At 62.8% G+C, this 14,888-nt stretch carries 11 protein-coding genes; 3 read left to right on the forward strand and 8 right to left on the reverse strand.

Annotated features, from left to right (window positions below; translation table 11 throughout):
* Nucleotides 1–10: 10 nt before the first annotated feature.
* The 6 genes from N6C22_RS19050 to N6C22_RS19075 all read right to left on the reverse strand — a co-directional run bounded on the left by N6C22_RS19050 (nt 11) and on the right by N6C22_RS19075 (nt 9,801).
* A complete protein-coding gene (locus tag N6C22_RS19050; protein WP_261652785.1) occupies nt 11–1,390 on the reverse strand; it encodes a hypothetical protein in 1,380 nt (459 codons plus the stop codon).
* Between the two features lie 82 nt (nt 1,391–1,472).
* Nucleotides 1,473–2,282 (reverse strand): hypothetical protein, encoded by an 810-nt coding sequence (locus N6C22_RS19055; protein ID WP_261652786.1) that lies wholly within the window; start codon nt 2,280–2,282, stop codon nt 1,473–1,475.
* 302 nt (nt 2,283–2,584) lie between these two features.
* Nucleotides 2,585–6,427: a PGF-CTERM sorting domain-containing protein gene (locus N6C22_RS19060; RefSeq protein ID WP_261652787.1), complete on the reverse strand. Its 3,843-nt coding sequence runs from the start codon at nt 6,425–6,427 to the stop codon at nt 2,585–2,587.
* Nucleotides 6,428–6,610: 183 nt separating this feature from the next.
* Nucleotides 6,611–7,135, reverse strand: a complete 525-nt coding sequence (locus tag N6C22_RS19065; protein WP_261652788.1) for a hypothetical protein — start codon at nt 7,133–7,135, stop codon at nt 6,611–6,613.
* 74 nt (nt 7,136–7,209) lie between these two features.
* Nucleotides 7,210–7,635, reverse strand: a complete 426-nt coding sequence (locus N6C22_RS19070; RefSeq protein ID WP_261652789.1) for a hypothetical protein — start codon at nt 7,633–7,635, stop codon at nt 7,210–7,212.
* A 438-nt stretch (nt 7,636–8,073) separates the two neighbouring features.
* Nucleotides 8,074–9,801 (reverse strand): hypothetical protein, encoded by a 1,728-nt coding sequence (locus tag N6C22_RS19075; protein ID WP_261652790.1) that lies wholly within the window; start codon nt 9,799–9,801, stop codon nt 8,074–8,076.
* A gap of 483 nt (nt 9,802–10,284) precedes the next feature.
* On the opposite strand from N6C22_RS19075, the gene N6C22_RS19080 reads away from it, so the two are divergent.
* Nucleotides 10,285–11,322, forward strand: a complete 1,038-nt coding sequence (locus N6C22_RS19080; protein WP_261652791.1) for a hypothetical protein — start codon at nt 10,285–10,287, stop codon at nt 11,320–11,322.
* 21 nt (nt 11,323–11,343) lie between these two features.
* On the opposite strand, the gene N6C22_RS19085 is transcribed toward N6C22_RS19080, so the two are convergent.
* A complete protein-coding gene (locus N6C22_RS19085; RefSeq protein WP_261652792.1) occupies nt 11,344–11,616 on the reverse strand; it encodes a hypothetical protein in 273 nt (90 codons plus the stop codon).
* A gap of 364 nt (nt 11,617–11,980) precedes the next feature.
* Between N6C22_RS19085 and N6C22_RS19090 the strand changes: the two genes are divergently transcribed.
* Nucleotides 11,981–13,696 (forward strand): glycoside hydrolase family 99-like domain-containing protein, encoded by a 1,716-nt coding sequence (locus N6C22_RS19090; protein ID WP_261652793.1) that lies wholly within the window; start codon nt 11,981–11,983, stop codon nt 13,694–13,696.
* A 96-nt stretch (nt 13,697–13,792) separates the two neighbouring features.
* Here N6C22_RS19090 and N6C22_RS19095 read toward each other — a convergent pair whose 3' ends face one another.
* Nucleotides 13,793–13,993 (reverse strand): hypothetical protein, encoded by a 201-nt coding sequence (locus N6C22_RS19095; protein ID WP_261652794.1) that lies wholly within the window; start codon nt 13,991–13,993, stop codon nt 13,793–13,795.
* 121 nt (nt 13,994–14,114) lie between these two features.
* Here N6C22_RS19095 and N6C22_RS19100 point away from each other — a divergent pair, with 121 nt between their 5' ends.
* Nucleotides 14,115–14,861, forward strand: coding sequence for a pirin family protein (locus N6C22_RS19100; protein ID WP_261652795.1), 747 nt, complete (start codon nt 14,115–14,117; stop codon nt 14,859–14,861).
* Nucleotides 14,862–14,888: the final 27 nt, after the last annotated feature.

Genomic DNA, 14,888 nt, shown 5'->3' on the forward strand with positions numbered 1-14,888 from the left:
GCTAACAGGCTCAGTCCGACTCGTCTGCCCAGTCGTTCCAGACGTACACCAGCGTGTGCACGTCGATCATGTCGGCGTCGGGCCGTTCTTCCCTGAGCACGTCACGGAGTTCGCGACAGGTGAGGACCACCTGCCAGTACTGGGTCGGCCGGAAGCCGGTGTCGAGGCCGTCGACCGAGGAGTTCGCCGCGAAGAAGGAGTCGAAGCGGCTGTACTGGAAGGTGATGTAGTCCTCGGGGTAGGCGAACATCAACAGCGTGCTCGCAAACCGCATGAGGTTCCCCGGGGAGACGTCGAGCGGGGCACAGAAGTTCTGGAGTGCGCCGAGCCGGTCGGTGACGTGTGCGTCCTCGGTCAACAGGTCCGAGATGACTGCTGCGCCCTCCTCGGGGTTCTCGAGGCAGTGCTTCCGGACGGCGTTCCAGTCGGACGCGCCCCACCGGCCCATCATGTGGTTCAGGACGGACGAGACCGGCTCCATCCCCACGTCGAGGTCCGCGAAGAACGAGTCGAGTTCCTCGGGGTCGAGGTCGGTGATATCGTACTTCTCTCGAATCGTTTCCTCGAAATACTTCGCATACGCCCACTTCCAGGACTCGATGTGGGTCCCGCCCCAGTGCTCGGTCGTCTCGTCCTGGTACGCTCCGGACTCGCGCGCGGCGAGGTGGCCGTCGATGGCGGGAGCCAGTTTCTCGTAGTCGAGCCGTATCGGCCGGTTCGTCTCCGTGCTCCCGGACGAACCGTACCCGTCGAGCGACCGGTAGAGCGGCCCGCGCGGGCCGTCCACCTCTGCCCGAATGGTCTCGGGGTCGACCGTCGTCACCAGCGCAAGGAGTTCGTCAATCTCGACCCAGACGGGGACTTCGTGGTCGGTCCCGGCGGTCACGTGGCCGACGCGTTCACGGTAGGTCTCCGCGAACCGTTCGAGCGAGTCGACCCGTTTCTCGTACGTGTTGCCGCCCGCGAACCCGAACTGCTTGAGCCCACTCGCGGCCTGGCTCGTCGGGATGGGACTGGTCTCGGCGTGGGTTCGCCCGTACAATTCCCAGAGCGATTGCGACCACTGGAACTTCCGCTCCCATGCCGGTTCGTACGTCTCGGCGTCGCGCACCTCGGCGAACAGCTCGGCGAGCTCCTCGACCGACCCCCAGAAGGAGTCGAGGGCGAGGCTCTTGTTCGGAGAGAGCGACTCGTAGAGGGCGTCGAGGTCCCACAGTTCCTCGAAGGTCTCTGTCGATGGGTTCTCGATGAACTCGTCCAGACGCTCGGTACACACGCGGGTCCGGTTCGATTCCGAGAGGTCGTATCCCGGTCCAGTGGGATGCTCGGGAACTGTCTGCTTCCACGCGGAGAGTATCGCTTCCTGCCGGGGACCGAACGTATCTGTCACGGTACAACAGACCCATGCAGGACGTAAAGTTCCCAGGGCAACGGTCGCAAGTTTTCTTGGTGTACTCGACCGCCGACTCGCCTCACCGCCAGCGGATAGTGAACGTTCCTTCGGGTGGAATCCGGTATTGCCCAGACGGCAGATTGAACTTCTCACTGGCCAACACGGGCTGGAACCGGACCTCCGACTCGGAGGCTGTCCCGGGAGACGGGTTGTCGGTCCGAATGAAATACTCGTGGTAGTCGTCCAGGTTCTTCCCAGGGCCACCGTGCCCCTGCAGCTGGATGAGCAGGTCCCCGTACCCGAGGTCAGTCCCCGGGAACGGATAGGTGGCAACGTATCCCATGTCGAAGTGCTGCTCGTCCTTGTCGACGGTGAAGGTGCCATCCTGATACGCGTCGGCGAACGCAGACTGAACGTGCCACTCCGCGGGAAGCCATTCGAACGCCTTCGTGCTCATCTGTGTCGTCGCACTCTCCTCGATGCTGAACCCCTCGAAACTCGCGACCCCCTCCAGAGTACCCGTGTCGCCACCGCTGTTCACGGCCACGACGGCGAGGTTCGCCTTCGAGGTGGCAGGGACCACCATCTGAATCACGTCCTCGTCGCTCTGCCGCTGGACTGCCTTGGAGTATACCGCACCGTTGCTTGGATATCGGAGTCTGATGGCGACGTGCGAGAGATAGACCTGATTTGCGACACCCGGGGCACTCGCACCAGCGAATCGGGTCGAACTCGACGCCGTCTCGAGCGTCGATTCGAGGTGCTCCCAGTCGACCTGGACCTCGTACAGTGTCGGCTGGTCCCCGCTTCCATCTGACTCCTCTTGCGTCGTCGATTCAGTCGGTCGGTCTGTCGGTTGCTCCGTCGTCGCAGTCGTCTGCTCCGTCATCGCGGTCGTCTGTTTCGACGTCTGCGTCGACGATTCCGTATCAGTACCACCCGCCACATCCGCGGTGTCACTTTCCAGCCGAAGACAGCCTGCAAGCGAGACAGGGGCAAGCGCCCGAATGAAGGTACGACGATCCATCGTAGTGATACCAGTACTCTCGATAGCCTCCTAAAATGTGTTTCGCCCGCGAGTATTGTAGATGACCGGGAGTACGACAGCAGAATTCGTTCGCGAGCAAAAAACGAGGTCCACCCTTCAGGCCGTCCGCTTGAATCGGGTGATGAACGCAGGTCGTCCTGCGCTCAGTTGGTCCGACGCATCGCGAGCAGCGCCGCCGCGACCAGGGCGACGAGCGCGGGTCCGAGACCGAATCCGGGTATCGAGGAGCTGCTTCCGGAGTCGTCAGCGTCGTCCTCTGCCGGGGGTTCCGTCGTGGTGTCGGCCACGGTGGTCGACTCGGTCGTCGTCACCGGGTCGTCGCTGTTCGACGGTGCGGTCGTGGTCTGCGTCGAGTCGGTCGTGGTCGGCGTCGCGGTCGTGGTCGTCGATTCGCCCGCCGATTCGACGGTGACGAACTCGAAGTCGCTGCCGTCGGGACTGAGGCTGTGCGTTCCCTCCTCGCTGAAGCGGTAGGTGAACTCGACGGTGCGCTCCATGCCCTTCAGCACGGAGAGGCGCTTGCCTTCGACGAGTTCGCCGTCCACGTACAGCGCGGGGGTGATGGTCTTCGTGCTGTCGGCGTTGTTCGCGACCGTGACGGTGAGCGTGACCTGCTCACCGGGGGCGACAGTCGAGTCCGAGACGGACCAGTCAGCAATCTTGATGGTGCCAGCCGAGCCACTGCCCTGACCGCCACCACCGCCGCCACCGCCGCCCTGGTTACCCCCGCCACCGCTGCCGCCGTCACCGGCACCAGCCACGGTGAAGTTCACCGTCTTGTTGAGGGTGCGGCCGAGGGAGTCAGTGAGCGTCACGACGAGCGAATACGAGGAGCCGTCCGAGAGATTCGTCGCGGAGTAGGTCATGGTGTCACCGTCCCTGGTCAGCTCTGCCGTGGCAGGCTGGCCGTCGAACGTCGCAGCGACCGAAGTGACCTTCGCATCGACCGCAGTGAAGTCCACCGTGATGTCGGTCACGTCGGTTCCCGCGGAGAGCGTGCCGTTGTCAATGGGCTCACTGAAGGTCGTCGTCATGGCCGCCTCCTCCTGTGTGGGTAGCGTGAGCTCGAACGACCGGTTCTCGGTGACCGAGATGTCTCGGTGCTCCCACCGGAAACCGAAGTCGTCGGTGCCTTCCGGTGGTTCGAAAGAGAACTCAACTGGACCGGCGAGTTCCAGTCCGGCAGGGTCGTCGATGTCACCCGAGGCGTGGATGCGGCCGTCAGCGTGCGTCTGGATGGTGAACGGGAGTGCGTACTCGTCACCGGACGCGTTGGAGTTGTACCAGACGGTCGCGTCCTCGACCGGCTCACCGGCCTTGCCGACGACAGTCGGGTCAACGACGTGCCCGTCGGGGATAGTCACGTTCCCGTAGGACGTATTGCTCCAGATGGACGGGCTCTCGAACTCGTAGATGTCTGGGAGTCCGTCGAGGGGACCGGCACCGGCTTCGCCGCCGGTCTGGACGAACAGCATGGTGTAGTCGCCGGCGGGGACAGTGATGTTGAATCGCCCCTGCTGGTCGGTCTGCTGGCTCACCAGTGTATTGCCTTCGTCGGAGCGGACGATGAGCTCACCACTGGTCAGGACCGTGCTCTGCTCGTCGACGAACCGGCCGGAGACGGAGTAGTTCTTCCCCAGTGGGATGGTGATGTTCCGGTCGCCGTCGATAGTGAACGTCCGAGTCTCGTACCCGTACGGGTGACCGTGTGACAGAACACCGATGGTGAGGTTCCCCGACGCGAGTTCGATGCCGGCGGGGCCATCCTGCAGATGGACGACGCCGTTGTCGTCGGTCGTCCCACTAGCTTTCGCCGCCGACCCGTTCCGTTCGTACTCGACAGTGACGTCGACGTCCGCGAGGGCGTTCCCGTTCTCGTCCGTCACGGTGACGTTGACCAGATGCGGCGCTGTCGGAAGGGTTCTGGTACCGATGTCGGTGTCGGACGCCCCGATGGCCGCCTCGTCCTCGAACACGTAGAGGTCGGGCTGCCCGTCCTTCGGGTAGGACCGGTCGGGGGAGTCCAGGTCACGCTGGTCGAACTCGAGTTCGTACGAGTCGTTCGCCACCACCTCAGTAGTGAACGACCCATCGTTGCTGAGGCCTTCGATATCGACGTCCTCAGAGCCATGGAGCGTCACCATGGACCCCGACGGGCTGGTGCCGTCGGCGTACTCGAACTGTCCCGAGACCTCGGCCGTCTTCCTGAGCGTCAGCGTAACCGTCTCGTCCCAGCTGACGGTCTCCTGGGTCCCGTTCGAATCGTAGCCCTGGTCCTTCCCGTTCGCGTAGAAGTCGATCTGTCCGACGACCTCGGCCTGTACCGTCCCGTTTGGACCAGTCTCCGTGTAGACGGTCGAGCCGCCCTTCATGTTCGGGAACTCGTGGGTCAGTCCCACGCGAATCCCCGAGAGTGGGTCACCGGACTGGTCCACGACGCGGATGGTCAAGTTGTTCGCGCTCGGCAGTGTCTCCGTCCCGAGCGCGGGGTCACTCTCACTGACGACGCCAAGGTAGTAGAAGTCCGGAATACCGTCCTGCGGGAAGCTCTCGGCGTGGTCGCCCTGCTCGGCCGTCTGGTGGAACTCGACCTCGTAGGAACCACTATCGGCGACCTCGGCGGAGAATGTCCCGTTCGAATCCGTCCAGGTCGTTTCGCCGTTGTTGTTCTCGAGATGAGAGATGCGAACGTAGTCGGAAGCCGCGGGCGTCCCGTTCGCGCCCTCGACGGTCCCGGTGACAGTCATCGCACTGGGGAGCGTCACGGTGAGGTTCGTGCTGTTTGTGACGTTCGTCGCGACCTCTGTCTCACCGTACCCCGGAGGCGTGTCCCATATGTCGACCGCGATAGAGCCATTCACCTCGATACCGGGGTCGGTCGCCCCATTCGGAACGAACATGCCATTCGCGTCGGTCGTCCCGGGGGCACTCGTCCTCTCGTTGTTCCGAACCGCCTCGACACTGAGGTTCACACCCTGGATGGCTACACCACTCTCGTTCTGCACCGTGACGTTCAGGTCGTGTCCCTTCGGGAGCTGGATGTCGTGGGTCCCGCCGTCACCGACCGCAATCGGGTCCGTGACATACACACCGGGGACGCCATCGTCGGGGAACGGGGTAGGTTCGGCCCGTCCCTGTTCCAGACGAACGAAGTGACTCTTGTTCGGGTGGACGGCAACCGTGTATCGCCCCTCCGAGTCGGTCACGTTCGAGTCGTACGAGCCATCGCCCGCGTAGTAGAGCCACATGTTCTCGACCGTCGCGCCGGTGTGGTCCGTGACCGTCCCGTTGACCTGCACCTGCGGGTCGACAGTCAGAGTCACGGTTCGGTCTTCGGTCATCGTCACGTCTGTGCTCTCGTAATCGAGATGGTCAGTCGGAATCACGTAGACGCGGATATCGCCCGTGACCTCGATGTCGACCGTGCCGTTCGCGTCGGTCGTCCGCTCGGCCCCGACGTGCCCCTCACCACGTTCGTGAATAATGCGCACCTCGGCGTCGGCGATGCGCGTGCCGTTCGGGTACTCAAGCTGGACCGTCAGGTTGTGCCCGGCGGGCAGCGAACGAGTCCCGAGGTCGGTGTCACCGGAGACCTCGACGTCACCGAATGTGTAGACGTCCGGAATCCCATCGGCGGGTGCCAGGGAACCGTAGCCGTCCTGATGGTAGGTGAGTTCGTGCGACCCGTTCTCCTCGGTCGAGAACGTGAAGTCGCCGGTCTCGTTGGTTTGATTGAGCGTAAACCGCCCGCCTGGATTGACGAGTTGGACGGTGTCTCCATCGACTGGTGTCCCATTGGCCGCCGTCAGCGCTCCGGTGACCTCGTTGTCCCCTGCGAGCGTGACGTTCCCGAAGGCGAAGACATCTGACACACTGTCCTCCGGTGCCTCACCGTCCGAATACGTCGGTGACCTGATCACGTCCACCGACTCCGCTTGTTCCTGCATCGGCATCGACACCGCTGTCCCGCCCACCGTGGCAGCCATCGTGACCAGCACCATCACGACGAAAACTGCTCTAAATCCGTTACTTCTCACATGCAAATTAGTCAGACTGCCCGAGATAAATATTACTCTTTAGATACGAAGTTGGTTGAAAATACGGCAGTTGGGAAGAAATGCAGGCGAGATAGTACAGCAAGATATCAGGTCGTGGCCGGATACGTCTGGTCAGAATCCGCGAATCACGTTGGGCACCGGCCCTGGCGGAATCCGTGCCTGTGCGGGGCCCAACGCGAACCGGACCACGGCCAGCTCACCGGCGGGGTCGAACTCGCCGTGTTCGTCGCGCGAGATCTTCAACAGACGCCGCAACAGGGGTCGCTGGTCGACGAACGCCGAGAGGAGTTTCTGGCGCTCCGGTCCCGAGGTGACGGTCCCGATAGCGGCGCGCTCCTCGCCGTTGTACCAGATGGAACAGGGGTGGCCGTCGTTGAAGTTCGGCCACCATGCGCTCTCGGCCTTCGGGGTCACCACGACGAGTGCGCCGTCGACGCGAGCGTAGGCGACCGGGAAGGTGTACTGGCGACCGCTCTGTCGGCCAGCGTACGAGAGGAGGATGAGCCAGCGGTCGACGGTTCGGTGTAACGGCGACCGAAGAACAGCACGGAGAACCGGATTCGCCACCCAGGCCTCGACGGCCCGGTGAAGCCAATGAATCCGTTTCGTTGGTGGGAAGGAACGCTGCGCAGGCATAGCGTAAGATACGACCCCAGAGAAAGTAGCTGTTCGCCTGGTATCGCTGCCCGGTCGAGAGACGAGGACAGGGCCTATGTTACGTTGCGAGCGCTCAGAATCGCCAGACTGGCCACGATGGCGAGTGTAGCGATTCCGAGACCGAATCCGGGGGCACCCCCACTGGACCCGACGTCCGACCCATCCGCTCCAGTGCCAGACTGTGTCGAGTCTTCGACGGCCACGAAGTGCGCTTCGAACCCATCGAGCGACGTGCCTCCGGCCCACGTCGCAGTGGCCTGGGTCCTGGCCGTCGGCGGCGGTGAGACAGTCACAAGTTCGTAGCCAGCGGGGCCGGTGACTCGGAACGCTCGGTCGATATCGAACCCGCTATCGAACGGGTCGCTGACCACGAGCTGGTCGTCTTCACGCGCAGCGAGGCCCTCCCAGGTCACCGACAGTGCAACGATTCCGGTGTCGTTCTCGGTGACGAACGCGATGTTGGGGTCTCGAATCTGCATCTCACGACCAGATTCAGTCTGGGCACCGGCAGCGACGTTCCGCAAACGGTCAGCGAACTGATTCAGCCGTTGTTCACGGGCGGTCGTATTGGCACGGAGCGCTTCGAAGGCAGCGCGTTCACTGTCAGTCGTCAGATCGAACGTGACAGCGAGCGTCGTCCGTGCGGACCCGTCTTCGTGGAGCGAAACCACGAACGCGGAGTCGGTCGGAACCGTTTGCTGTGGGTTGGATGCGTCCTCTCCCGCCGCTGAGCCGACTGGCGCAGTCACGAGGAGTACCAGCGCGAGGAGCACACACGAGAGGTGCACGTGACGTCTGGATAGCGTTGTTTCGTCTGTTTTCTTGGAAGTCATTGATAGGGAAACGGTGTGTGGATATCGGTTGAATCAACAGCAGGCACCACGGCGAGAATACCGCGGCCGAACCGGTGACCGGAGCTATACTGTCCCGTCGTCCTCGGACTCGTCGTGGTCAGGCTCGTCGTCTTCTTCCTCCGGTTCAGATTCGGTCTCGGTCTCGTGTTCGTCGTCCTCTTCCTCCGCTTCGTCGTCTTCACTCTCTTCTGCGCCGTCGTCGGCGTCCGAGTCCTCTACCTCTTCAGCCTCCTCTTCCTCGTCGCTCTCGGCCTTATCACCGTCACCTTCGTGCGCTTCCTCGGTCAGGACGAGCGACCCATCCTGGATGTCGTACCGAAGCTCGGCCTCGAAGGCGCCCTTGACCACCTCGAGTTCGAGTTCCTCGGTAGTCTCGCTGTCGAGGGTGAACGTCACCGTTCCCTCGGCGTCGGTCGTTCCGACGGCACGGTCGTTGGCGAACACAGACGCGTTCGCGACCCCGGTCCCGTCGTAGTTCACAGAGACGGTGACCGTGTCGTTATCGAGGGTCGCGGTCGTTGCCAGACGCTGGAAGACCTCGTCGTCCTCCTCGCTTCCGTCACCGAACTCGAACTCGAGTTCGCCGCTTGCATCACCACGCTCGGCCTCGAATTCTACCTCTCCCTGTTCTGGGAGCGTCACGGTCACGGTGCCGTTCTCGTCGGTGGTTCCGATTTCTCGATCGTTCATGTGAACCATGACGCCGTCTGCGGGTGCGCCGTCGGCGAGGGCTGTGATGGTGATAGTCGCGCCAGGGGCGGCGGCCCCATCACTGACGAGGAGTGCCAGTTCACCGTCCTCGCGCTCGTCATCGTCGCCGTCTTCATCGTCGTCGTCCCGTTCAGGCACCTCGATCTCGGACTCCAGCCGGAACACGTCGCCGGTAGAGCCGTCCACGCGGACTTCAGCCTCACCCGTCTTGTTCGACCCCGTAAGGACGAACTCGAACTTGTGGTAGCCGCTGTCCTCGTGGATGCTTGCCTTCTGAAGCGTCCAGTTCCCGGTCTCGGGAGAGCCGAGTGCCTCGCGAGCGGTGTCCAGGGCGTTCGCCTGACTGACGGTGATGCTGTTGTTGTTGTCGCGCGGTGCCTCGAACTCGCGGGACTGTTCGCCGTCTTCGTTCTCGATTTCGATCGAGAAGCCGTCGGCAGTCTCCAGTTCGATTTCTCCGCGCGCCTCGCCGGTGAACTGTTGCAACAGAGCAGCGGTACCGCTCCCGTTGACGCTACGGAGGTTCTCGACGACGTCCTGGAGCGCGCTCTGGTTGACGCCAGCAGCCCGAAGCTCGAACGCGGACACGTTCGCGCGCCGGTTCTGGAGGCGTTCGACGCTCTCGAGGAGGTTGCTCGCTCGCGCGTTCAACGTCGCCAGCTCCTGTGCGTACTCGGACGCAGTGAGTTCGCCCTCCCGGTACGCTTCGGTCGCGTCGTCGTAGTCCTCGCGGATGTCCTCCGCACGCTCGCGGAGTTCCTCTGTGCGCTCCGCGATCGCCTCGACTCGCTCGTCTTCCTCGCCGCGCTCAAAGGAGAACTCGAATGCGGTGTTCTCGAAGTCCGTCTGGACCTCGTCGCTCGATACGTCGATGACGGTCGAGAGTTGCTGTCCGACCGTTACGTTCACGCTGGAGTTGTTCTGTGGTGCGGCCGCCTGTGCCGCCGTCGTTGCTGCGTCCGAAGCGCTCCCAGTCCCTGCAGACTGCGCGGCGCTCGTCGACAGTGCCATCGCGGGGAGAGCCGTCCCCGCGACGAGGAGCACTGCGAGCAGCAATGCGGCGATTCCGGTTCGATTCATCGTAGCAACTACTCATGCCCCAGGGATGATAAACCGGTGAGATGTTGGCGGTGTCTGGTGGACTCTTGCAGACGTTTGCATCCGTTTTCATCCGCTAAAACCACGAATTTGGGGGCTTCAGCCGATGTTTCGGAAGTAGACCACATTCTGGAGAGTATGACAGAAAGTGCACCTGCTTCGCACGGTTGCACTCGTTTGCACCAGATCAGACTCGGTACGGGGGTATCGGCATTTGCGTCGATCACCGTGGCTGATAGGAGTCGTGCCGCCGGGGGGCCAGGTTCCCCCGCCTGGCACTACTCGATTGTCGATCCAGCAGGTGACAGAGCCGATGAAAGCGCACGACTTATGCGATTTTCGCGAGAAGACGACGGTAGCCGAATGGTCCCGTCACGGAATTCCCGACTAGTGTCCGTCCTCTCGGTCGCCGTTATCGGGCTGCTGCTGACCTGTGCGATAGCACCCCCGACTGGTGCAGCGACTGTGAATCAGAGCCAGCAGGCACAGCCTGAGACGGACAACACCGTGACGCGGATCGAGGTGTCCGCGGACGGGTCCGCGAACTGGACCATCCAGATACGGACCCGGCTGGATACCGACCAGCGGGTCGAGGAGTACACCGCATTTCAGGCGCAGTTTCGGAACGACACGGCCCGGTATCTGGGTCCCTTTCGTGACCGGATCAGTGGCGTCGTCGCGAACGCTGCCGACGCGACTGGCCGCGAGATGGCTGTGACGAACTTCACAGCGAGTACGAGCATCCAGGAGATCCCCCGTCGGTGGGGGATCGTCACCTACACGTTCACCTGGGAGAACTTTGCCGCTCCTGGGGACAACGAACTCGTCGTTGGCGACGTGTTCCAGGGTGGCTTCTTCATCGCATCGAATGACACCCTGCAGGTCGCTGCCCCCGAAGATTACGGAGTTCAGAGTGTGACGCCTGCGGCCAACAGTAAGAATTCTGGCGTCGTGACGTGGGTCGGGCGTAGGGACTTCCCGGATGGGCAGCCTCGTGTCGTCTTCGCACCGACCACCGCAGACGGGATGACGACCACCGGGTCGACACCGAACCGGAACCCGGAGTCGTCTGGCGGGTTGAGTCCTGCAGAAATCGGCGGTGGGCTCGCTGCACTGGTGCTCGTTGGAGTTGTGGCACTCGTACTGTATCGACGCCAGACCAGCGAGAAGAGCGCCACTGCAGCCGATTCACACGAGGCAGACCCCCAGGAGGAACCCGCTACGGGAATCACCGAACCTTCTTCCACCGGGCCAGAAGACGACCAGATGCCAGCCAACGACTCGTCCTCACCAGGGACAGCAGTCATGACCGACGACGAACGAGTGCTGGACCTCCTCGACTCTGCAGGTGGCCGCGTCCGGCAGGCAGCGATCGCCGACACGTTCGACTGGTCCGCCTCGAAGACGTCCCGTGTCATCGGCCGGATGGCCGACGACGGGACTGTCGAGAAACTCCAGCTCGGGCGAGAGAACCTGGTTACGCTACCCGAGGACGAAGACTGACCGCTGGCTCCCGTGAGGGAATCAGCGACCGTCGCTGACGACTCGCACCGGAGTCTCGAGTTCGGCCTGGATTCCGATGAGGAGTTCGTCGGGTGGGAGTGCTCGGGAGCCCTCTGCGGTAACCGAAACGAATCGGCCTTCGTCCTGGCTCTGGGTCGTCCAGGTCATCGTTGGCCAGCGATCGGAGAGCGCCCGGCCGAGCACCACGTCGTCGAGCGCCACCGGGTCGATGCTGTGGACCTCGAAGCTTGTTCGGATGGTCACATCGACCGCCGTATCGGTCCCGCTACTCACGCAGAGTCACCTGTAGCTGGGAGCGACGGCCAGCGTGGCCGACCGAGTGGGTGTTCGTCGGGCGATAGTGGGGGGTGTTGTGTATGGTCATACAGTCTGTGCTATCGAGGGCCAAGGTGTAGTTGGAGTTCAATGTACCGGTCACGGCGAATGGTGGACACACGCCGGGACAGGCACGAATATTTACACTCTGCGATGAGGACTACGAGACATGGATCCCACGCGGCGTCGCGACCTCCTGCGGCGATTGAGTTTACTCGGAGCAGCCGGGCTAGCGGGGTGCCAGGGGCTTTCGTCGGACGAGCAGACCGACACTACAGGGGAAACGAAGACCCACAGAACGACGACGACCGATTCCGCAACGGTGGAATCGACAGACGAGGAGAGGACGACACAACCCGTCGCGACGGGACCGACCTTCGACCTGCAGACGGCTATCGAAACCGGCGACACGTCTCAACACATCGTCGTCACCGGTCGAATCACTGCTGACACCGGCGTCGATTCGGTCACGGTCGAAACACAGGGAGCGGATGAGAGGCTCGATGCTGGTGGCGAATCCGAATTCACGCTCGATACCACCCTTGCGGTGGAAGGCGGGCGAGCGTACCAGATAACGGTCTCGGCAGTCACTGGCGATGGACGGGAGGCCAGCACACAACTGGAGACGGACCACGTTCCGGTCTTCGCCGAGTCCCTGGAGACAGACCGACTCGTCGGTGCCCACTACTACCCCTGGTACGAGATGTCCGGCGGCCACCAGGACTGGACCGAATGGACCGTAAGCGACCCTGTGCTAGGAGAGTATTCGGCTGACGACGCACGCGTCGTCGACCAGCACCTCAAGTGGTGTCTCGAATACGGCATCGACTGGCTCTCGGTGAGTTGGTGGGGACCGGAGTCCGGTTCGGACACCGCACTGAACGGGACGCTCGTCGAGATGGAGCGGTTCGACGACGTCCAGTTCTCCATCCTCTACGAGACGGTCGGTCGGCTGGAAGCGTACGAGTACGACCTCGACCGGTCCGCTGCTCGCGAGCGGTTGCAGTCAGACTTCGAGTACCTCGCGGAGAGGTACTTCGGACGCGAGAACTACCTCCACATCGACAGCCAGCCGGTTGTATACTTCTACGTCTCGAACAACCTCAGCGGTGACGTCGAAGCCGCGTTCGCGGATGCGACGGCGAATCTGGACACAGACCTCTACGTCCTGGCCGGTATCCCGTTCGGGTCCGCCCCGGCCACGTACCCGATAATCGACGTTGCAGACGCAGTCACCTCGTACAACCCCTACAGCCCCCGGGCAGACATCGAGGCGGTGTTCCACGACAACTACGAGCAGGGGAACAAGGTGATGAACCTTGGAGCGCGGGTCGCCGACATCGGGTTCGTCCCGGTCGTCATCCCTGGATTCAACGATACCGGAATCCCCGACAACGTCCGCGAGGACAATCCCATCCTCTCGTCCTCTCCCGACCGCTACGAACGCATTTTAGAACAGGTTCGACCGCACCTCGCCGACAGCGAAGCGGTTCTCATCACCTCGTTCAACGAATGGTACGAGGACACCCAGATCGAACCGGGAGACGACTTCGGGACCGAGTATCTGGAACTCACAGCCGACAAGCTCGCGAACGCGACCTCCGCCGGGTTCAACACCTCGGGGACGACCCTTCGCTTCGCGTTCAACGAGACGATCGTCCCCGCGGAGACGAACCCAGATAGCACGGACGACCGCGAGTTGGCGTTCATGGCCGGTGGGCTTCGGTTCCTCGACGACGGCGAGGTCCTCACAAACTTCGACATCGGGGACGCCTCCAACGAACCCCTGCTGTTGAAAGGTGTCTACGGCACGGCGTCGAACGACTCGTACTCCTGGCGCTGGTTCGGTGGTCCGGACGCCGAAACGGTCCTCTTCGTCGAAGCAGACATCTCGAACGCAGACACTGCGGTCCTCACGGGCGAACCGATGCGCTCAGACCGCATCGAGGCCGAGGTCTTCGTCGATGGGGCCAAGACCGACCAGTTGGTCTTCGGGAAGCGCGACGGGAGGTTGGACGACTACACGTTCGCCGTGTAGTGAACGAATCGCGATCTGCCACACTCTCACTCGGCAGTCGATATGCAGGCCGACTGGAGGAGTAACAGATCGCCCGCAATCGAAGGGAACGTGCTGTTACTCTTCCATCGCTTCGATGTCTTCGAGCGAGAGTTCGGTGTCACTGAGTGGCATCGCGACGAAGCCCTCGTGGTGGGTCGGCCAGTAGCAGACGACCCCGGTCTCCGTGTCGATTGCTCGAACGAGTTTGGTGTTCTTGTGCGCCGAGAACGTGTCCACGATGACGTCGTCGGAGTCGTCGCCAGAGAGTAGTCCCATGACCCGTAGTCGGGCCGACATCTCTTATACTCCACCGTAGGCTGGGACGGAACCTCCGACCCTGCAAACGAGAGTACCGCGACCACACGATTGGTAGGGCTCGCCCTCCTACGGCGAACAGATGACCGAACACGACCCCTCGGACGGCGGCCCAGTCCCCCGCCAGGCCGGTGACCTCACACATCCGGGTGGGATGCGCGCCCGGCGCGTCTTCCCGTTCGACCAGCTGCCCAACCTCGACCCCTTCGTCGTCTTCGAGCGGTTCTTCATCGAACCGACGCAGGGCTTCGGTACGCACCCACACCGCGGTTTCGAGATAGTCTCGTACATGCTCGACGGGGCGATGGCCCACGAGGACTCCATGGGTCACGCCAGTACCGCACGGACTGGCGACGCCATGCGAATAACCACCGGGAGCGGGATGGAGCACTCCGAGATGCCCGGCGACGACGAGGCCTGCAGTGGCCTGCAGTTGTGGGTCAATCTCTCCCGGTCGAAGAAGGACCTCGAGCCCTCCTACCAGGAGGCATCGAGCGAGGAGTTGCCGGTCACAGAGCGCGATGGAGCGACCATCACGACGGTCGTCGGAGCGGACGCTCCAATCGACCTGCACACTCCAGTCACGTACCAGGACGTGGCGATTACGGACACCTGGGAGTGGGAGGTTCCGGACGGCTGGAATGGCTTTGCGTTCGTCATCTCTGGGTCCGGTCGCGTTGGCGAGCACTCGCTGGAGTCGGCAGCGTTCTTCACCATCGAGAACGGTGGGTCAGTCACCATCGAATCCGACACCGAGGTTCGCATCGCCGCGATAGCTGGCGAGCCACATCACGAGCCGATTCGGCAGCGTGGACCCTTCGTGCTCTGACCATCAGCGACGGAGGGTGACCCAGAT

The sequence above is a fragment of the Haloarchaeobius sp. HME9146 genome, assembly GCF_025399835.1.
In the GTDB taxonomy this organism is placed as follows: Archaea; Halobacteriota; Halobacteria; order Halobacteriales; family Natrialbaceae; genus Haloarchaeobius.